Below are 17,551 nucleotides of genomic sequence, written 5' to 3' on the forward strand. Positions count from 1 at the left end.
AACACCGCGTGAAAGCCTGCGTTAACCAATGGCTGGAAAGGCTTGTTAACAATTTTAGCCGACCCTTGGCACAAACGGAAAGCGGGAGATTCCGCGAGCGAGCTTTTGCAACGCGCAGGCTTTCCGTCATTGAGGGACGTTTGGGCATGGCAGTGGAAGACGCGCCGCAAGGTGTCGGCCGGAAAAGGCGGCACGCAGGCGATAGCACTTCCGGGGGTGGGATCGGTTTCCATTGGGAAACGCTGATCGCGTCCTTCGTGCGCGCGCGCCATTACCGCCCCTCCCGCATGTCGCCGGAAGCCCGCCTTTCCCAGCTTCGCGCGCTGGCGGAGCCACAGGTCAGCATTCCTCTCGTTTTCCCGCTCATGGTCGCCACTTTCGGCCTGAGCCTCGGCGACGACGTGGCGTGGTGGAAGATCGGCGCATGGCTGCTCGTCATGCTTGCGCTGCAGGCAGCGAGCTACATCAACGCCCGGGAATTTCTGCAAAGCCACATTGAACCCGATGATGCAGGACGATGGGCCCGCCGCTTCGAACTGCTGACGCTCGCCTTCAGCACGGCCTTCGTCTCCGCCCTCTACTTCCTCTGGCCGCATAACCATGCCGACCATCAGACCTTTCTTCTGGCTCTGATGACCGTGGCGCTGGCGCCTCTGACACTCATCACGATCGTCTACTTCCCGGTCTTCTGCTGTACAGTGATGCCGGTTGCAGGTGGAATCGGGCTGCGCTTTCTTGCCTATGGCAAAGCCACCCACCTGACCTTCCTCGTCGCGCTCGGCCTGTTTCTCGCGCTGCTCTTCCATCTGGCCAGGATCGTCAACAACACGATGCTCCGCGCGGCCAATCTTCAGTCGGACAAGAACGCGCTCATCGAGCAGCTTTTCCGCGCCAAACGCGAGTCGGATGCGGCGCGTGCCCGCGCCGAGGAGGCGAACCGCGCCAAGTCGAGCTTCCTCGCCAATATGAGTCATGAGCTCAGGACGCCGCTCAATGCCATCATCGGCTTTTCGGAAGTCATGGCGACGGAGATCTTCGGCACGCATTCCAAGCCGATCTACAAGGAATATTCGAACGACATCAACCAGTCGGGCCAGCACCTGCTCGGCCTCATCAACGACATTCTCGACCTGTCGCGCATCGAGGCGGGCCGCTTCGAGATCGTCGAGGAAGAAGTCGACATCGTTTATCTGGCGCGGGACTGCAAGCGCCTGCTCGACATCCGCGCGCAGGCCCAGCGTGTCAACGTGATCGAGGAGTTCGATACCGGCCTGCCTGTCCTGCGGGCCGATGCGCGGGCCATGCGTCAGACCTGGATCAACCTGCTGACCAATGCGATCAAGTTCTCGCCGCCCAACACCACGGTCAGGATGATCGCGCGGCTCGACCCGACGGGTGACCTTCGCTTCGGGGTCCATGATGAAGGGCCGGGCATCGCCGGGTCCGAGATCGACAAGGTCATGGAAGCCTTCGCCCAGGGCGCGGCAGGCATTGCCCAACCCGGCAAGGGCACGGGCCTCGGCCTCTCGATCGTCAAGGGCCTGCTTGCAGCTCACGGCGGACGCTTCGAGCTCCGCAGCACGCTAGGCCAGGGCACTCAGGCCGAGGCCGTTTTCCCCCTCGCCCGCCTCCGCCAGCTTGCGCCGTCGGAATGCCGCGCCACCGCCTGATAGCGCGAGACTCTCAACAAAATCCTCAGATTCGGGGCAAAAAGAAAAGGCCGTAACATGAGTTACGGCCTTTCCCTTGAGTCAGACTCGAATACTTCAGGCAGCGGTCGAGTAGCGCTTCAGCTGGTGGTCGACATTGCCGAACTGCGTGTCGATCATGGTGAGGCGCTTGAAGTAGTGGCCGACATTCAGTTCGTCGGTCATGCCCATGCCGCCATGGAGCTGCACGGCCTGCTGGCCGACGAAGCGACCGGCCTTGCCGATCTGGACCTTGGCGCCAGCGGCGGCCTTGGTGCGCTCGGCTTCGCTCTCATCGAGCTTCAGGTTGACCATGTAAGTCATGGAAACCGACTGCTCATAGGCCATGAACATGTCGACCATGCGGTGCTGGAGAACCTGGAACTTGCCGATCGGCACGCCGAACTGCTTGCGCGTCTTGCAGTATTCGACGGTCGCCTTGTTGAGCTCTCCCATGCAGCCGACGGCTTCGGCGGAGAGAGCGGCAATCGCCTGATCGGTGATCTTCTCGACGAGCGGCAGGCCCTTCCCTTCCGCGCCGATCAGCGCGTCGGCGCCGACCTTGACGTTCTCGAAGGTGATCTCCGAGGCGCGGCGGCCATCGACAGTCGGATAGTCGCGGGTCGAGACGCCAGCGGCGTTCTTGTCGACGATGAAGACCGAAACGCCGTCACGGTCGCGCTGGCCACCCGAGGTGCGCGCGGTGACGATGAGCTTCTGCGCCCAGGGAGCGCCGAGAACCACGGCCTTGTAGCCGTTGATCGTGTAGCCCGCGCCGTCCTTCTTCGCCGTGGTGACGAGGTCGGCGAGGTTGTAGCGGCCCTGCGGCTCGGCATAGGCGAAGGCCCAGACCGTCTCACCGCCGATGATGCCGGGGATATGGGCTTCCTGCTGCTCCTTGGAGCCGCCTTCGCGGAGGAACCCGCCAGCGACCACGACCGTCTCGACGAAGGGCTCGACCACGAGATGACGGCCGAACTCTTCCATCAGGATCATGGTTTCGATGCTGCCGCCGCCGAGGCCGCCCAGCTCTTCGGAAAAGGGCGCGGCGAGCAGGCCCAGCTCGGCGAACTGCTGCCACATCGCCTGGCTCCAGCCTTCGGGCGACTTCACGATCTTGCGACGCGTGTCGAAGTCGTACTTGTCGGCCAGCAGGCTCTGCACCGTATTGCGGAGCAGGGTCTGCTCCTCAGTGAACGAAAAATCCATGTCCTTGCCCTTCCCGTTAAGTCTGGTTTCTATGCGGCGCTTGCGACCTCTTTAAAGGCCGAGCACCATTTTTGCGATGATGTTGTGCTGAATTTCGTTCGATCCGCCATAGATCGAGGTCTTGCGCATGTTGAAATAGTTCTGCGCGGCGCCGTTCGAGTAATCCGGCCCGGCGACGAATTCATTGCCGGTAAGATCGCCGGTCGGCACGTTGACGTGGCCGTAATTGCCGACGGCTTCGAGCGTCAGTTCCGTAATGCGCTGCTGGATCTCTGTGCCCTTGATCTTGAGGATGGAGGCTTCAGGTCCCGGTCCCGCGCCCTTGCTTTCGGCGGCCAGCGTGCGCAGCTCCGTCACCTCGAGCGCCGCAAGGTCGATCTCTAGTTCGGCGATCTTGCGCGCGAACTCGTCGGTCTTGATGAGCGGTTCACCGTCCACGAGTTCGGCGGTCGCGATGGACTTCAGACGCTCGATCGCCTTCTTGGAGCGCGAAACGCCGGCGATGCCCGAACGCTCGTTGCCGAGCAGGAACTTCGCATAGGTCCAGCCCTTGTTCTCCTCGCCGATGAGGTTCTCGGCCGGCACCTTCACGTCTTCGAGGAAGACTTCGTTGACCTCATGCGCGCCATCCATCGTGATGATGGGGCGAACGGTGATGCCCGGCGTCTTCATGTCGATCAAAAGGAAGGAGATGCCCTCCTGCGCCTTCGCGTTCGGATCGGTACGAACGAGGCAGAACATCCAGTCGGCATATTGCGCGAGCGTCGTCCAGATCTTGTGGCCGTTGACGACATAATGGTCGCCCTCGCGCACAGCGCGCGTCTTGAGGCCGGCGAGGTCCGAACCGGCGCCCGGCTCCGAATAGCCCTGGCACCACCAGACATCGGCGGAAAGAATGCCCGGCAGGAAGCGCTTCTTCTGCTCTTCATTGCCGAAGGTGTAGATGACCGGGCCCACCATGGAGAGGCCGAAGGGGAGAAGCGGCTGCGTCTCGGCGCGCGCATTCTCTTCGTTCCAGATATAGCGCTGCGTAATCGTCCAGCCCGTGCCGCCATATTCCACCGGCCAATGCGGAACGACCCAACCCTTCTTGTAGAGGATGCGATGCCAGGTGAGGATTTCTTCCTTGGTCATCTCGCCACGCGTCCGGCGCGACTTCAGGTCTTTCGGATAATTCTCGGCAATGAACGTGCGGACTTCGTCGCGAAACGCGAGATCCTGCGGCGAGAAACTCATATCCATCGAAACTTCCTCCTGTTCGGCGGCAAACGGAGCCGCTGCTTCCGCAAAACTGCCGATTTATACGCGAGAAAGGGCCGGCGCGATCAGCCCGCCCGGCCGCTTATTTTGGCCGTGATATTAACGGCCCACGGGGCCGTTGCAAGGCCGGCGGCTGTGCGCCGGGAAACGGGCTCCTGTGCGCAAACTCCCCGCCCGCCGCTGCGGCAGGGGGGCCGGAAGAGGCCGAATCGCGCTCAGGCGAAACCCGCCTGCTCCCGTGTCGCCATGCCGGAAAGCGCGCCCGCCGCTGACCTGACGAGGTTCACGGCCAGGGCCGCGCCAGTGCCGTCCTCCAGCGTGAGGCCCAGATCGAGCAGCGGCTCCTTGCCCAGCGCTTCGAGCAATATGTCGTGCGGCACCGAGCCGGAACGATGCGCGGCAAGGCAATGGTCGAGCGAGCCCTGGTCCTGCCTGTAGAGAACGGCCGCTGCGGCGCAAGCGACGAAGCCGTCGAGCAGCACCGGAATGCGCTGGTAGCGGGCAGCGAGGATCGCGCCCGCAATGGCGGCAAGCTCGCGCCCGCCGAGGCGGCGAAGCGCCTCCAGTGGATCGCGCAGCGCATTCCCGTGGAAGGCGAGCGCCTCTTCCACAACAGCCTGTTCGCGCGGATCGGACGTCCAGTCCGATGCCTCGCCGCCGAAAAGCGCCGCCGCGAGGGCCGCGGCCACGGCGCCATTGCCGACACCAGCCGCGCCCACGCAGAGAAGATCGGTCCCGCCCGCAATCGCTTCCATGCCAAAGGCCATGGTCGCGGCGCAGGCCTGCTCGGAAAGCGCGTCCGCGCCCGTGATGTCCGGCACCGGCATGTCCAGCGCCAGATCGAAGACCTTCAGCCCAGCATTGGCCGCCAGCGCAAACTGGTTCACCGCCGCGCCGCCTGCCGCGAAAAGCTCGACCATCTGGCGCGTCCGCGCCTGCGGCAGGTCGGAGACCCGCGAGGCGACCCGATGATTGGCGGCAAAGATGGCAACGAGCGGCCGCTCGACGGCGGGCTTCGGGTTCGCCTGCCAGCGGGCAAGCCAGACGGCGATTTCCTCGAGCCGGCCAAGGCCGCCGGCATCGACGAGGTCGCCTGCATGGGCGGCGGCCGTCACCGTCGCCACATCATCCCCGGCGGGAAGTCCCGCGATCAGGTCGCGAATATCGTCGAAAGGCAGGCCGGAGGGCGGACGGGTCATTATATTTGTCTCGGAATTGGGAGGTGCCTTCCTATACCCTGCCCCGGACCGCGATAGAACCCGGAAATGACGTGAACGCCCTGCCAGCCATCTCCTCCCCCTGCATCGATGTCTGCGAGATCGACGCCGCCTCCGGGCTCTGCGCCGGCTGTGCCCGGTCGCTCGACGAGATCGCCCAATGGTCGCGGCTCGGCGAAGATGAGCGCCGCGCGATCATGAAAACCCTGCCCGCCCGCCTCGACGCGCTCGGCCCCCGCGCCAAGGCGCCAGACGAGGCCTGCGCCCGCATCGCCTCGGTACTCGCCAGATGACGGCGCGCAGTCCCGAACTCTTCGGCCACCCGAAGGGGCTCTCCTTCCTTTTCGGCACGGAGATGTGGGAACGCTTCTCCTATTACGGCATGCGGGCGCTGCTGACCCTCTACATGGTCAAATATCTGCTGCTGCCGGAAAACCGCGACCGCGTGCTCGGCCTCGATGCGTTCCATCGCACGCTCGAAGCGATATTCGGCCCGCTCGACGTGCAGCCTTTCGCCTCGCAGGTCTACGGCTCCTACACGGCGCTGGTCTATCTCACGCCCGTTCTCGGCGGCTTGATCGCCGACCGCTGGCTGGGCAATCGCCGCACGGTGATCATCGGCGCGCTGCTGATGGCGCTCGGCCATTTCATGATGGCCTTCGAGCACCTGTTCCTTTTCGCGCTGCTCGCGCTCATCCTCGGCAATGGCGCGTTCAAGCCCAATATTTCCAGCCAGGTCGGCGCACTTTACGCACCCGGCGACGCGCGGCGCGACCGCGCCTATTCGATCTTCTATGTCGGCATCAATCTCGGCGCCTTCCTCGCGCCGCTTGTCTGCGGCACGCTGGGCGAGCGCGTCGCCTGGCATTACGGCTTCGGCGCGGCTGGCGTCGGCATGCTGATCGCCATTGCGATCTACCATTTCGGCACGCCCTATCTTCCCGAAGAGAGGCCGCGCGCAAAGGCCTCAACGTCGAGCCCGCGCACCCCGCTTACGAGCGAGGAATGGCGCGCCGTCGGCGTGCTGGCGCTTCTCTGCGTCTTCGTCACCTTCTTCTGGGCGACCTATGAGCAGCAGGGAAACACCATCGCTCTCTGGGCGGATGAAAACACCGACCGCGCGGTCAATCTTCTCTTCTGGCAAGGCGACGTTCCGACGACATGGTTCCTGTCGCTGAACCCTTTCATGATCTTTGCCTTCACGCCTTTCGTCGTCGCACTCTGGGCGCGGCAGTCGCGGCGCGGCACGGAACCGTCGACACTCACCAAGATGTCGCTCGGCTGCCTCGGCGTCGCGCTCGGCAATCTCCTCATGGTCGCCGCCGCCCTGGAAGCGAGCGCAACCGGCAAGGCGAGCGCCCTCTGGCTCGTCGCCTATTTTGCCATCGTGACCACGGGCGAGCTTTACCTCTCGCCCACCGGCCTTTCCTTCGTCTCGAAAATCGCGCCTGCCCGCCTCATCTCGATGCTGATGGGCTTCTGGTTCCTCACAAACTTCACCGGCAACTTCCTCGCCGGCTGGCTCGGCAGTTTCTGGAGCACGATGGATAAAGGCGCGTTTTTCCTGATGATCGCGGGTGTTGCGGGCGCGGCGAGCGCGGCGATTTTCGTTTTTGATCGGGTGATGAAGCAAAATCCGAGCGGGCAGGCGTTGTAGGCACAACACCCATCCCCAACCGTCACCCCGGACCTGATCCGAAGTCCATCTTCGCATCCCCAATCAAGCGGCCCCTGGATCCCCGCTTTCGCCGGGATGACAGCAAGTGATGTGGATGCGTCCTGCAGGGGGTGGGAAAGCAATCCGGACGGCGCAAACAAATACGGACGCGGCATTTCGATGCCGCGTCCGTTTCATGTTTCGCATCACTCCGCCCGTTTGCGGCCGGTGAACATGGCGCGCACCAGATTTTCCCGGTGCTCGATGCTGGCGGCGAAAACGCCGGCGATGTGGAGGCCGACAAGGATCAGGGCGAGGTTCGCGAGTGCTTCATGCACTTCCTCGACCCACTCGACGCCCCAGAAGGCATCGGTCGTCATCAGGATGCCCGTGCCGCAAAGCGCGGCGAGCATGGCGAGGAGCGCCATCACCATCGCGCCGCCTGCCGGGTTGTGCCCGATGTAACGCTTCGCGCGGAACATCATCGTGTCGACGAGGTAACGGATCACCGTCGAGGGACGATAGATGAAGTCCGAAAACCGCGCATGCGTGCTGCCGACGAGGCCCCAGACGACGCGGATCGCGACAAGCGCTGCGATGGCATAGCCCGTGGTCTCGTGAACGCTCTGCAACTCGTCGCCGGTGGCCCAGGCGATCGCAAAGGCCGCCACCAGCGACCAGTGGAAGATACGCACCAGCGGGTCCCAGACGCGGACGGTGGCCGGCCGCGTGTCGCGGCCGGCGTCCAGGGTCTCAAGCGCGCGAGACATCAGTCGTCTTCCTTGCCGTTGACGCGCTCGCCGGTGACCGGATTGAAGTAGAGTTCGGCCTTGGCGCCGTTCTTGTCGATGACATAGAGTTCGTAGCAGCCGTCCTCGGCCTTCACGCGGCGAACCTCATAGCCGAGCGCGGTGCCCTTCGCCTTGATGGCGTCTTCGCTGAGCCACTGTTCGCGCGGCGCATTGCCACAGCTCGCTTTGCCCTCTTCCTCGGCGAAGGCGGGAACAGCCACACCCATGGCGAGGACGACGGCGGACAATTGAAGCATCTTACGCATTGTGAAACTCTCCTGTTGGATGGGATCGCTCCGATCCCCGACGAATGCGACCCTAACGGAGTGGCGCTGACAGAAGGCTGAGAGGGGCTGTCAGCGAATTGTCAGCTAGCGGATGCGATCCTGCACGAATGATGAAACAGCGAACGAAATGGCGGGGACTCCTGAGGGCGATTGCGGTGGCGGCGCCCTTCTGCGCCGTCTTGCCGCAGGCCTTCGCCGGCGAGCCCGCGCATCAGCAGATCGAGGAGCATGACCACGATCGGGCCCGCCGCGCACGGGAGCGCGGCGAGATCAAGTCGCTCGAAGAAATCATGCCGACCGTTTCCCGCGAAGCACCGGGCGAGATTTCGCATATCGAGCTCGAGCGCGACGACGGGCTCTGGGTCTACGAATTCAGGATCATCGACGCGAAGGGGCACCTTGAGGAAATCAAGGTCGATGCCGCGACAGGCCGCATCATCGAGCGGGAGGACGACTGATGCGCATTCTTCTCGTCGAGGACGATGACAGGATCGCGGCCGACGTCGCCACCGCGCTGACGGCGGCGGGCTTCACAGTCGAGCGCGAGGCCGATGGCGAGGAAGCCTGGTTTCGCGGAGACACGGAAGAATTCGACGCCGTCGTCCTCGACCTCGGCCTTCCCGGCATGGACGGGCTTGCGGTTTTGAAGCGCTGGCGCGATGGCGGACGGCGCTTTCCCGTTCTCGTCCTCACCGCGCGGGGACGCTGGGCCGAGCGTGTCGAGGGCATCGACGCGGGCGCCGACGACTATCTGCCAAAGCCCTTCCAGATGGAGGAACTGATCGCGCGCCTGCGCGCCCTCGTCCGCCGCGCGGCGGGACAGGCATCGTCCATCCTCGTCAACGGCACTGTGCGTCTCGACACGCGGCGCATGGAAGTCACCGTGAATGGCGTGCCGGTGAGCCTTTCGCCGCAGGAATATCGCCTCCTCTCCTATCTCATGCATCATGCCGGCCGCGTCGTCTCGCAACTCGAACTGACCGAGCATCTCTACGCGCAGGATTTCGAACGCGACTCGAACGCGATCGAGGTGATGGTGGGCCGCGTGCGGCGGAAGCTCGGCGTCGACCTCATCGAGACGCGGCGCGGCTTCGGCTACATGGTGCCGGAGGCTGCGCCATGAAGCTGCGCTCGCTGCGCCTGCGCCTCCTCTTCATGGCGCTCGTCGCGAATGCGCTGGCGCTGGCGATTTCCGGTGTCGGGCTTGTCTACCTCTTCGAACGCCATGTCGAACAGCGCATCGACAGCGAACTGGAGACTTATCTGAACCAGCTCGCAGGCCTCGTGACCTTTTCGCCAGACGGCGCCGCGACCATCTCGACGCCTTTGTCCGATCCGCGCTTCAACCAGCCGCTGAGCGGCCTTTACTGGCAGGTCGGCGAGGACGCGCGCGGCACGCTGCTGCGCTCCCGCTCGCTCTGGGATGCGACGCTCGCGCTTCCCCGCGACACGCTCGGTAATGGCGCGGTCCATCGGCACGAGTTGCAGGGGCCCGGAAAGGTGCCGCTCATCCTTCGCGAGCGCTCTATCACTTACCGAACCGCCGGCGAAAACAGGACACTTCGCGTCGCCGTCGCCATCGACGCATCGGAAGCGAGAACGGCGGCGCGCGCCTTCGCGGGCGATCTCATCCCCTCGCTCGTCCTTCTCGGCGCGGTGCTCCTCGCTGCCGCCTGGGCGCAGGTGCAGCTTGGCCTTCGTCCGCTGGAAGAAATCCGCCGGGGCGTCGGCGCGATCAGGTCCGGTCATCGGCGACGCTTGCCCGGCGGCTTCCCCGAGGAGGTGACGCCGCTCACGGAGGAAGTGAACAATCTGCTCGATGCGCAGGATAAGGCGATGGAGCAGGCGCGCGCCAGCGCGGGCGACCTCGCCCATGGCCTCAAGACGCCGCTTACCGCCCTTGCCGCGGATGCACGCATATTGCGCGAGCGCGGCGAGGCGGAGACGGCGCGGAATATCGAGGAGATCGCCGAGACGATGCGGCGACACATCGAACGCGCGCTGACAAAGGCCCGCCTCAGGAGCGGCCAGCGCATCGCGACGCCGGTCGCGCCGCTTGCGGAACGCCTCATTCAGACCATTCGCAAGACGCCGCTCGGCAGTGCATTGCAGTGGGAAAACGCAATCGCACCACATGTCCTGGCAGCGATCGACCCCGACGACCTTGCGGAGCTGCTGGGCAATATCGTCGAGAATGCCGCCAAGTGGGCGGCGACCAAGGTGCGCCTCTCCTCCGCCGCGCAAGGCGAAACGACGACCTTGTTGATCGACGATGACGGCCCGGGCATACCTGAAAAGTCACGCACTGCCGTGCTTGAACGTGGCGTTCGTCTCGACCAGACCAAATCCGGCTCGGGCCTCGGCCTCGCGATCGTCGGTGACATCGTGGAGGCTTATGGCGGCCAGCTTGCGTTGGAGAAGGGTCCGCTCGGCGGCCTGCGCGTTGCCGTCACGCTGCCCGCCGCTACAGCAACGCCCCATACTTCACGACATTGAGCGCGCGGCGCGACTGGAAGGCGTAGCCCCGATCGCGCAAGGCCTTCTCGACGCCAGGCATGTGCTCGGCGCCCCAGGGGATGATGACCGTCGCACTCGCCGGGGCATTCTTGTCGAAAGTCGCGATCAGCTTCGCATTGCGCTTGTCGATCAACTCGCCATAGATCGCCGCGACATCCTTGTCGCTGTAGCGTTCGCTCATCGCCTGAATGCGGCGATAAGCTTCCCAGATCGACGGCGCGTTATAGAGCTCGCCAACCTCGCGGAGAAAATCGACCGTCTTGGTGGAGAAGTCCGAGATGTCGATATCCGCACGGATCACGTTCGAACTCTGCGGAGCAGCGCCGGCGTTCGGCGCAGGCTTTTGAAGCGCCTCGCCTGCCTTCTTCGCCATCCATTCGGCCTGAATGCCCGACTGTTCGGCAAGACCAAGCGCGCCGGCGATGTGATTGTAGGAGAACTTGCCCCTGAGCAGCCCCGTCTCGTCGCTGACACCCTCGACCAGCACCAGCGCGTCGGCGGGGAAGCTCGCAAAAAGATCGCGATAGAAGCGCCCTTCGCCGACATGGATCATGCCGATGAGACGGACGGTCTTGCCATCTTTAATGAAAGTCGACTCTCGCGCCTCGATACCCTTCGACGTGAAGTCGATATAGCCGCCCGTGTGCTCTTCTACTGCCGATGCGACGAGCTTTGCGCCGATGATCGGCATCGCGACCACCAGCCCGAAAAACATGACGCCCAGCGCAATGAATGTGCGACGGACGAGATGCGTCTTCATCGGAAGATCGCTGGCGCGAAGCAGAAAGCGCCCGCTCAGCTTCCTGACCTGATAAAGGGCCAATGCAGCAAGGCCGATCTGGATGAAATCGAGCGGCAGACTCGAAAGCGGCTGCCCTGCCGTTGCAGCGAGCGGCCAGCCCCAGAGATTGGCCCAGAAGGCATAGCCGACCGGCAGAACGAAAATGCGCTTCGGCACCTGCGGCACGAAGACGAGGATCAGAGCGACGAGCGCCGCCAACGCGAGGACGACGACCGCAACGAACCCGCGCAGGAGCGTCAGTCCATGAAAAGCCGCCAGGCCCGTCAACAGATCGTCGAACGCCGAGAAAACACCATCGGCGGCGAAGGCGAGCAGCCATGCGCTCGCAAAAAGCGCGACGCCATCAAGAAGGCGGCGGTGCTTCGGGGCCTCGCTCATCACGTCGCTCATCCGCTGGTCCTTTCGATGGTCGGCGGAGAAGCTAGCAGAGCGGCGGGCTTGCGATCCAGAACTACGGATCAGGCCTTTTTCAGGAATTCAGTCCTAAGAACGAGGCCCTTCACCTTTTCGGCGTTGCACTCGATCAGGTCTTCGTCGTCGGTGAGGCGGATATTCTTGATAAGCGTGCCGCGCTTCAGCGTCACGGACGTACCCTTCACCTTCAGGTCCTTGATGACCATGACGGAATCGCCGTCACTGAGCTGCGTGCCGTTGCTGTCTTTGACGATGAGGGTCATGGCGTTCTTCCGTCTGGAGGGTGGAACCCCTCTTTAGGCGGCGCGGGCTGGAATCGCAAGCGGGCGGTTTGAAGCAGGCGGCCTAGCCCGCATCTTTCGCAATCTGCGAGGTGATTTCAGCAACGACTTCGCCGGCGCTGCGACCTGCGGTATCGACAACGATGTGTTTGCTCTCCCAAGGATGGTAGTCCCGCTTTTCGACTTCAGCCCATGTCGGCAATTTGAAGCCCACAATATCCGCCGTCCGGCTTTCGACGCGGCTGCGATGTTCAGCGGCGCCAGAACAGATCACTTCGATTTCAGCAAAGGGCACACCAGCGCGCACCGCAACCCCGCGCCAGGCTGCCCGCGTTATCTCTATAGGATTGACGGAATCTGCGATGACGGTTCGACCAAGACGGAGGTTGTCTTCGGCCAGCGCATAACCGACTCGGTAGCCCTCCTCACCCGTAACGTGTCCGTGCGCGGATTGCGCCAGAGCGTGCTCGATTGTGTCGATGCGGATGTGGACGGCTTCGAGAGACCGCGCGAGTTCGCGGGCGATGGTCGTCTTGCCGGCGCCGGGAAGGCCACCAAGAATGATAAGCAAGATCAGCCCGCGTCGCGCGTCGCGCGCGTTTCCAGCGGATCGCGCTTCAGCATGCGGCCTTCGAGCGCGCCGAGCCAGTCGAGACCTTCGCGCAGCCGCACAACTTCGCCAATGACGATGATCGCAGGCGCCTTGAAGCCCGTGCGCTCGACATCGGCGGCGGCGGTCGCCAGCGTCGTCTCGAGCACTTCCTGATCCTTCAGCGTCGCATTGCGGACAAGCGCGACGGGTTCATGCGCCGCCCGGCCATTGGCGATGAGAAGATCGGCGATGCGCGGCAGATGCGACAACGCCATGTAAAGCACGATGACGGGCGAGCCCTTGGCGATCGACGGCCAGTCGAGATGTTCCGGCACCTCGCCGTCGGCCATATGGCCCGTGATGAAGGTGACGGCATGGTTCACATCGCGATGCGTCACCGGTATGCCCGCATAGCCAAGGCCGCCGATGCCCGCGGTGACACCCGGCACGACGCGGAACGGAATGCCCGCATCGACCAGCGCCAGCGCCTCTTCGCCGCCGCGCCCGAAGACGAAAGGATCGCCGCCCTTGAGCCGGAGCACACGCTTGCCCTGCCTTGCAAGCTCGACAAGGCGTGCCGAGATGTCGCGCTGCTTCGGGCTCGGCTTGCCGCCGCGCTTGCCGGAATATTCGAGCTTCGCGCGCGGGTTCGCGAGGCCGAGCACAGCCTCGTCCACCAGCGCGTCATAAACGATGACATCTGCCTGATTGAGCGAGTTCACGGCATGAAGCGTCAGCAGACCCGGATCGCCCGGCCCCGCGCCGACGAGCCAGACCCAACCGGGCTCGAAAGCAGGCAGGCCGAGGCGCGCGGAAACATTCTCCGCCACACGTCCGCCCAGCTTTACGATCTTGTCGCTCATTTTACGACTTTTCGCTGAGGTTTAAAAACCGCTTGCCAATTCTGACGTAAATATAGGGAAGATGCATCCCGATCAAGAGCGAACGGCCCCCGGCGCCAAGGTTTCTGGTGTAGCGTTCAACGATTGGTCACGCCTTCAAACTAGGCTCCTCACCATGAGAGACAATAGATGGACATGGGCAGCGCTGGTTCTGCTGGCTGTTGTGGCCCTGCTCTTTTTCCTGAACAGCCGGTTTCCCGGCGCGCTTGCGGATGACAACCGGCAAATCCAGCTCGTTTACGGCCTCACCTGGCTCACGCTGATCCTGGGCAGTGTCGCCCTCGGCTGGCGCGGCCGCGCGAACCTCGCGCTGAAGCAGGCATTGGCCTGGATCGCCGTCGCCTTCATTCTGATTGTCGCCTATTCCTACCGCGAAGATTTCATGGGCGTCGGCAAGACGCTGGCCCAGCGCACAATGGGCGAGTTGGTCCCCAGCCGGGCCATCGAATCCGCGCCCGGCATCGCCTATCTGTCGCGCGACCTTTCGGGACATTTCGTGGCGGACGCTCTCGTCAACGGCACCCATGTCCGCTTCATGGTGGACACGGGCGCGAGCGACGTGGCGCTGACGGCGGACGATGCAAGGCGGCTCGGATTCGATCCGGCGAAGCTCGCCTATACCATTCCCTACAGCACCGCCAACGGCACCGCGATGGCCGCACCTGTGACACTCGACGAGATCGAAATTGCCGGTATCAGGATGCGCAATGTCAGGGCGTCGGTTTCGCGCGACGGGCTCACCCAGTCGCTGCTCGGCATGAGCTTCCTCGACGCGCTTCGCGGCTTCGAATTTCAGGGCGACCGCCTGATCCTGCGTGAGTAATCAGAGAAGAAGAATAAAATCGGGCGGCGGCCCGCACCACCCCCGACTTTGCCACAAACAAACCAAAATCCGCATCCAAACAAGTGTGCCGACCCGCTATAAGAGTCGAGCATGATGCGACATCAAGGAGAGAGGGATGTTTCCCAAACCGCGCGCCGACCTGAAGCCCAACACCTATGAATTCGAGACGCAGCCGCTCGTCTCGCCGTCCGGCTTCCGCGAATATGATGCGCGCTGGCTCTATCCCGAGCAGATCAACCTCAATGGCGTGCAGGCGCTCGGCCTCGGCCTCGGAACGCTGATCCACGAAATGGGTGTGCGGCCCGCCATCGCCGTCGGGCAGGATTATCGGTCCTATTCGGTCTCGATCAAGCAGGCGCTCATCATCGGCCTGATGCGGGCCGGCTGCGAAGTCCACGACATCGGCCTCGCGCTTTCGCCGGTCGCCTATTTCTCGCAATTCGCGCTCGACGTGCCCTGCGTCGCCATGGTGACGGCGAGCCATAATGAAAACGGCTGGACCGGCGTGAAGATGGGCGCGCAGCGTCCGCTAACCTTCGGCCCCGACGAGATGGGCCGCGTGAAGGAAATCGTTCTCTCCGGCGCCTTCAAGGAGCGCGAAGGCGGCAAATATATTCAGGTGACGGATATGGCCCAGCGCTATATCGCCGATCTGACCAATCGCCCGAAGATCTCGCGCAAGCTCCGCGTCGTCGCCGCCTGCGGCAACGGCACGGCGGGCTATTTCGCGCCCAAGGTTCTCGAAGGCATCGGCGCCGAAGTGATCCCGCTCGACTGCTCGCTCGATTACACCTTTCCGAACTACAATCCGAACCCGGAGGATATGGAAATGCTCCATGCCCTTCGCGACAAGGTTCTGGCGGAAGGCGCCGATGTCGGCCTCGGCTTCGACGGCGACGGCGACCGCTGCGGCGTCGTGGACAATACGGGCGAGGAAATTTTCGCCGACAAGGTGGGCGTCATGCTCGCCCGCGATCTTTCGGCGCGCTTTCCCAATGCGCAATTTGTCGTCGACGTGAAGTCGACCGGCCTCTTCCTCACCGATCCGGTGCTGATCGCCAATGGCGCAAAGACCGATTACTGGAAGACCGGCCATTCCTATATCAAGCGCCGCGCGCATGAGCTGAACGCGCTGGTCGGCTTCGAGAAGTCCGGCCACTACTTCTTCAATCCGCCGATCGGTCGCGGCTATGACGACGGCCTCGTCTCGGCCATCGCGATCTGCGACATGCTCGACCGCAATCCGGGAAAGAAGATGTCGGAACTGCGCGAGGCGCTGCCGAAGACTTGGGGTTCGCCCACCATGTCGCCCTTCTGCCCCGACGAAGTGAAATATGAAGTCGTCGAGCGCATGGTGAAGCTCTTCACCGACATGAAGGCGAAAGGCGAGACGATCCTCGGCCAGAAGATTCGCGACCTCGTGACGGTGAACGGCGTCCGCGTCGTGCTGGAAGACGGCACCTGGGGCCTCGTGCGCGCCTCGTCGAACAAGCCCGGCCTCGTCGTCGTGGTTGAAAGCCCGGTCTCCGAAGCGAACATGCGCGGCATCTTCGGCGAGATCGACAAGCGGCTTTCCGCCAATCCGGAAGTGGGCGCCTACGACCAGAAGATCTGATCAGTCTCCGGGGGGAGCAAACATGGCCATCGACATTCCCACGGGCTTCGTGCCCGTGGGAGCTTTTTCAGGCACGGAAAATTTCGAGACTCTGGCAGGTCCCTTCTACCAGCGTCAGGACGCGCCCGAAGGTGTGGCCGTGTGGGGCTTTCGTGCCGCACGCAAGCATTGCAATCCCTTCGGCGTGGTGCATGGCGGCATGCTCACGACCTTCGCCGACACGTTGATGGGAAGCCTCGTCTTCCACGCAATTGGGGGTGCGCCATGCGCCACCATCACGCTCACCATGGATTTCGTCGGCGCCGGTCGCGAAGGCGACTGGATCGAAGGCCGCGCCGAATTGCTGCGTCAGGGACGCTCGGTCTGTTTCCTGAGATCGGAACTGCGCATAGGCGACAAGCTCATTCTCAATGCGAGCGGCGCCTGGGCCATCATCGGCTCACGCTGAGACAAGCGCCTCGCGAGGCACCAGCGCCATCGCATCGCGGATAACCTGCACACCCGCGCCGTGCCGCGGCGCATTCTCCGAGATATAGCGGCGGAAGGCCCGCGCGCCGGGCGCCCCGTGGAAGATTCCCAGAATGTGGCGCGACATGGCATGGAGATGAATGCCACGAGCAAGCTGCGCTTCGACGTAGGGCAGGAATGCTTCCAGCACCTCATGCGGACTCAATGGCGGCTTCGTCTCGCCATAGAAACGCCGGTCGACATCGGCCAGCACATAGGGCGTCTGGTAGGCGGCGCGGCCAAGCATCGCGCCATCGACATGGTCGAGATGCGCGGCTGCCTCATCGAGCGTCTGGATGCCGCCATTGATGATGATTTCCATGTCCGGCATATCGCGCTTCAACCGATAGGCGCGGTCATATTCGAGCGGAGGAATGTCGCGGTTCTCGCGTGGGCTCAGCCCTTCGAGCCATGCTTTCCGCGCATGAACGATCAACGTCTTGCATCCCTCGTCACTCACCATCCGCGCAAGCGTCGGCAGCGCCACGGCCGGGTCCTGATCGTCGACGCCGATGCGGCATTTGACCGTGACCGGGATTGAGACCACCTTGCGCATCGCCGCGACGCATTCTGCGACGAGCGCAGGTTCGCGCATGAGGCAGGCGCCGAAGCGTCCGGACTGCACGCGGTCCGACGGGCAGCCGACATTGAGGTTCACCTCGTCATAGCCGTAGCCCTCGGCAATCCTCGCCGCTTCCGCGAGATCGGCAGGCTCCGATCCGCCAAGCTGCACGGCCACCGGATGCTCGCTCGTATCGAAGCCGAGAAGATGATCGCGGTCGCCATGAATGACGGCGCCCGTCGTCACCATCTCCGTATAGAGCAGCGCGCGGCGCGTGATGAGGCGCAGGAAGTACCGGTCGTGCCGGTCCGTCCAGTCCATCATGGGCGCAACGGAAATACGGTGGTTCGGCGTATTCATGGCCGGAACATCGCCGGAACGATCCATTTAATCAAGAAATCCTGAA

The 17,551-nt window shown here is 63.5% G+C and carries 19 protein-coding genes; 9 read left to right on the forward strand and 10 right to left on the reverse strand.

Annotated elements, in window-relative coordinates:
• Window positions 1-146 precede the first annotated feature (146 nt).
• Window positions 147-1,670, forward strand: a complete 1,524-nt coding sequence (locus tag ABFC66_RS04760; protein ID WP_346739820.1) for a HAMP domain-containing sensor histidine kinase — start codon at window positions 147-149, stop codon at window positions 1,668-1,670.
• Window positions 1,671-1,766: 96 nt separating this feature from the next.
• On the opposite strand, the gene ABFC66_RS04765 is transcribed toward ABFC66_RS04760, so the two are convergent.
• From ABFC66_RS04765 to ABFC66_RS04775, 3 genes are all read right to left on the reverse strand, one after another.
• Window positions 1,767-2,897 carry an acyl-CoA dehydrogenase family protein gene (locus tag ABFC66_RS04765; protein WP_346739821.1) on the reverse strand — a complete coding sequence of 377 codons (1,131 nt, stop codon included), beginning with the start codon at window positions 2,895-2,897 and terminating at the stop codon, window positions 1,767-1,769.
• Between the two features lie 51 nt (window positions 2,898-2,948).
• Entirely contained in the window at window positions 2,949-4,139 is a 1,191-nt protein-coding gene (locus tag ABFC66_RS04770) for an acyl-CoA dehydrogenase family protein (RefSeq protein WP_346739822.1), read from the reverse strand.
• Between the two features lie 233 nt (window positions 4,140-4,372).
• Entirely contained in the window at window positions 4,373-5,356 is a 984-nt protein-coding gene (locus ABFC66_RS04775; protein ID WP_346739823.1) for a nicotinate-nucleotide--dimethylbenzimidazole phosphoribosyltransferase, read from the reverse strand.
• A gap of 89 nt (window positions 5,357-5,445) precedes the next feature.
• On the opposite strand from ABFC66_RS04775, the gene ABFC66_RS04780 reads away from it, so the two are divergent.
• Complete coding sequence (locus ABFC66_RS04780; protein ID WP_346739923.1) at window positions 5,446-5,667, forward strand: DUF1289 domain-containing protein; 222 nt, start codon at window positions 5,446-5,448, stop codon at window positions 5,665-5,667.
• On the forward strand, window positions 5,664-7,031 hold the full coding sequence (locus ABFC66_RS04785; protein ID WP_346739824.1) for a peptide MFS transporter: 1,368 nt from the start codon (window positions 5,664-5,666) through the stop codon (window positions 7,029-7,031). The genes ABFC66_RS04780 and ABFC66_RS04785 overlap by 4 nt, the downstream gene beginning before the upstream one ends.
• A 206-nt stretch (window positions 7,032-7,237) precedes the next feature.
• Here ABFC66_RS04785 and ABFC66_RS04790 read toward each other — a convergent pair whose 3' ends face one another.
• Both ABFC66_RS04790 and ABFC66_RS04795 read right to left on the reverse strand, forming a co-directional pair.
• Entirely contained in the window at window positions 7,238-7,801 is a 564-nt protein-coding gene (locus ABFC66_RS04790) for a cytochrome b/b6 domain-containing protein (protein WP_346739825.1), read from the reverse strand.
• Window positions 7,801-8,088, reverse strand: a complete 288-nt coding sequence (locus ABFC66_RS04795) for a PepSY domain-containing protein (RefSeq protein WP_346739826.1) — start codon at window positions 8,086-8,088, stop codon at window positions 7,801-7,803. The genes ABFC66_RS04790 and ABFC66_RS04795 overlap by 1 nt, the downstream gene beginning before the upstream one ends.
• A gap of 128 nt (window positions 8,089-8,216) precedes the next feature.
• On the opposite strand from ABFC66_RS04795, the gene ABFC66_RS04800 reads away from it, so the two are divergent.
• Genes ABFC66_RS04800 through ABFC66_RS04810 form a run of 3 tightly spaced genes read left to right on the forward strand, consistent with a single transcriptional unit; the run spans window position 8,217 to window position 10,605 of the window.
• Window positions 8,217-8,567, forward strand: coding sequence for a PepSY domain-containing protein (locus tag ABFC66_RS04800; protein WP_346739827.1), 351 nt, complete (start codon window positions 8,217-8,219; stop codon window positions 8,565-8,567).
• The gene (locus tag ABFC66_RS04805; protein ID WP_346739828.1) at window positions 8,567-9,232 is read left to right on the forward strand and encodes a response regulator transcription factor; all 666 of its coding nucleotides are present in this window, start codon (window positions 8,567-8,569) and stop codon (window positions 9,230-9,232) included. Before ABFC66_RS04800 ends, ABFC66_RS04805 begins: the two co-directional genes overlap by 1 nt.
• A complete protein-coding gene (locus ABFC66_RS04810; protein ID WP_346739829.1) occupies window positions 9,229-10,605 on the forward strand; it encodes a HAMP domain-containing sensor histidine kinase in 1,377 nt (458 codons plus the stop codon). Before ABFC66_RS04805 ends, ABFC66_RS04810 begins: the two co-directional genes overlap by 4 nt.
• Here the strand turns inward: ABFC66_RS04810 and ABFC66_RS04815 are convergent.
• The 4 genes from ABFC66_RS04815 to cobA all read right to left on the reverse strand — a co-directional run bounded on the left by ABFC66_RS04815 (window position 10,574) and on the right by cobA (window position 13,578).
• Window positions 10,574-11,818 (reverse strand): hypothetical protein, encoded by a 1,245-nt coding sequence (locus ABFC66_RS04815; RefSeq protein ID WP_346739830.1) that lies wholly within the window; start codon window positions 11,816-11,818, stop codon window positions 10,574-10,576. The genes ABFC66_RS04810 and ABFC66_RS04815 overlap by 32 nt on opposite strands.
• Before the next feature lie 68 nt (window positions 11,819-11,886).
• Window positions 11,887-12,105: an alkylphosphonate utilization protein gene (locus ABFC66_RS04820; RefSeq protein WP_346739831.1), complete on the reverse strand. Its 219-nt coding sequence runs from the start codon at window positions 12,103-12,105 to the stop codon at window positions 11,887-11,889.
• Between the two features lie 82 nt (window positions 12,106-12,187).
• Window positions 12,188-12,694 carry an AAA family ATPase gene (locus ABFC66_RS04825; protein WP_346739832.1) on the reverse strand — a complete coding sequence of 169 codons (507 nt, stop codon included), beginning with the start codon at window positions 12,692-12,694 and terminating at the stop codon, window positions 12,188-12,190.
• 2 nt (window positions 12,695-12,696) lie between these two features.
• The gene (gene cobA / locus ABFC66_RS04830) at window positions 12,697-13,578 is read right to left on the reverse strand and encodes a uroporphyrinogen-III C-methyltransferase (RefSeq protein WP_346739833.1); all 882 of its coding nucleotides are present in this window, start codon (window positions 13,576-13,578) and stop codon (window positions 12,697-12,699) included.
• Between the two features lie 154 nt (window positions 13,579-13,732).
• On the opposite strand from cobA, the gene ABFC66_RS04835 reads away from it, so the two are divergent.
• The 3 genes from ABFC66_RS04835 to ABFC66_RS04845 all read left to right on the forward strand — a co-directional run bounded on the left by ABFC66_RS04835 (window position 13,733) and on the right by ABFC66_RS04845 (window position 16,524).
• A complete protein-coding gene (locus ABFC66_RS04835; protein WP_346739834.1) occupies window positions 13,733-14,440 on the forward strand; it encodes a TIGR02281 family clan AA aspartic protease in 708 nt (235 codons plus the stop codon).
• 136 nt (window positions 14,441-14,576) lie between these two features.
• Entirely contained in the window at window positions 14,577-16,076 is a 1,500-nt protein-coding gene (locus ABFC66_RS04840; protein ID WP_346739835.1) for a phosphomannomutase/phosphoglucomutase, read from the forward strand.
• A gap of 22 nt (window positions 16,077-16,098) precedes the next feature.
• The gene (locus ABFC66_RS04845; protein ID WP_346739836.1) at window positions 16,099-16,524 is read left to right on the forward strand and encodes a PaaI family thioesterase; all 426 of its coding nucleotides are present in this window, start codon (window positions 16,099-16,101) and stop codon (window positions 16,522-16,524) included.
• Here ABFC66_RS04845 and dusA read toward each other — a convergent pair.
• The gene (gene dusA / locus ABFC66_RS04850; RefSeq protein WP_346739924.1) at window positions 16,516-17,505 is read right to left on the reverse strand and encodes a tRNA dihydrouridine(20/20a) synthase DusA; all 990 of its coding nucleotides are present in this window, start codon (window positions 17,503-17,505) and stop codon (window positions 16,516-16,518) included. The genes ABFC66_RS04845 and dusA overlap by 9 nt on opposite strands.
• Between the last annotated feature and the right edge of the window lie 46 nt (window positions 17,506-17,551).

Origin of the sequence: Parvibaculum sp. (assembly GCF_039680535.1) — a bacterium.
Lineage (GTDB): Bacteria > Pseudomonadota > Alphaproteobacteria > Parvibaculales > Parvibaculaceae > Parvibaculum.

Bases quoted from the DNA above. Each gene is read 5' to 3' on its own strand.
- ABFC66_RS04760 (WP_346739820.1), top strand. From the start codon at position 147: ATGGCAGTGGAAGACGCGCCGCAAGGTGTCGGCCGGAAAAGGCGGCAC.
- ABFC66_RS04765 (WP_346739821.1), bottom strand. From the start codon at position 2,897: ATGGATTTTTCGTTCACTGAGGAGCAGACCCTGCTCCGCAATACGGTG.
- ABFC66_RS04770 (WP_346739822.1), bottom strand. From the start codon at position 4,139: ATGGATATGAGTTTCTCGCCGCAGGATCTCGCGTTTCGCGACGAAGTC.
- ABFC66_RS04775 (WP_346739823.1), bottom strand. From the start codon at position 5,356: ATGACCCGTCCGCCCTCCGGCCTGCCTTTCGACGATATTCGCGACCTG.
- ABFC66_RS04785 (WP_346739824.1), top strand. From the start codon at position 5,664: ATGACGGCGCGCAGTCCCGAACTCTTCGGCCACCCGAAGGGGCTCTCC.
- ABFC66_RS04790 (WP_346739825.1), bottom strand. From the start codon at position 7,801: ATGTCTCGCGCGCTTGAGACCCTGGACGCCGGCCGCGACACGCGGCCG.
- ABFC66_RS04795 (WP_346739826.1), bottom strand. From the start codon at position 8,088: ATGCGTAAGATGCTTCAATTGTCCGCCGTCGTCCTCGCCATGGGTGTG.
- ABFC66_RS04800 (WP_346739827.1), top strand. From the start codon at position 8,217: ATGATGAAACAGCGAACGAAATGGCGGGGACTCCTGAGGGCGATTGCG.
- ABFC66_RS04805 (WP_346739828.1), top strand. From the start codon at position 8,567: ATGCGCATTCTTCTCGTCGAGGACGATGACAGGATCGCGGCCGACGTC.
- ABFC66_RS04810 (WP_346739829.1), top strand. From the start codon at position 9,229: ATGAAGCTGCGCTCGCTGCGCCTGCGCCTCCTCTTCATGGCGCTCGTC.
- ABFC66_RS04815 (WP_346739830.1), bottom strand. From the start codon at position 11,818: ATGAGCGACGTGATGAGCGAGGCCCCGAAGCACCGCCGCCTTCTTGAT.
- ABFC66_RS04820 (WP_346739831.1), bottom strand. From the start codon at position 12,105: ATGACCCTCATCGTCAAAGACAGCAACGGCACGCAGCTCAGTGACGGC.
- cobA (WP_346739833.1), bottom strand. From the start codon at position 13,578: ATGAGCGACAAGATCGTAAAGCTGGGCGGACGTGTGGCGGAGAATGTT.
- ABFC66_RS04835 (WP_346739834.1), top strand. From the start codon at position 13,733: ATGAGAGACAATAGATGGACATGGGCAGCGCTGGTTCTGCTGGCTGTT.
- ABFC66_RS04840 (WP_346739835.1), top strand. From the start codon at position 14,577: ATGTTTCCCAAACCGCGCGCCGACCTGAAGCCCAACACCTATGAATTC.
- ABFC66_RS04845 (WP_346739836.1), top strand. From the start codon at position 16,099: ATGGCCATCGACATTCCCACGGGCTTCGTGCCCGTGGGAGCTTTTTCA.
- dusA (WP_346739924.1), bottom strand. From the start codon at position 17,505: ATGAATACGCCGAACCACCGTATTTCCGTTGCGCCCATGATGGACTGG.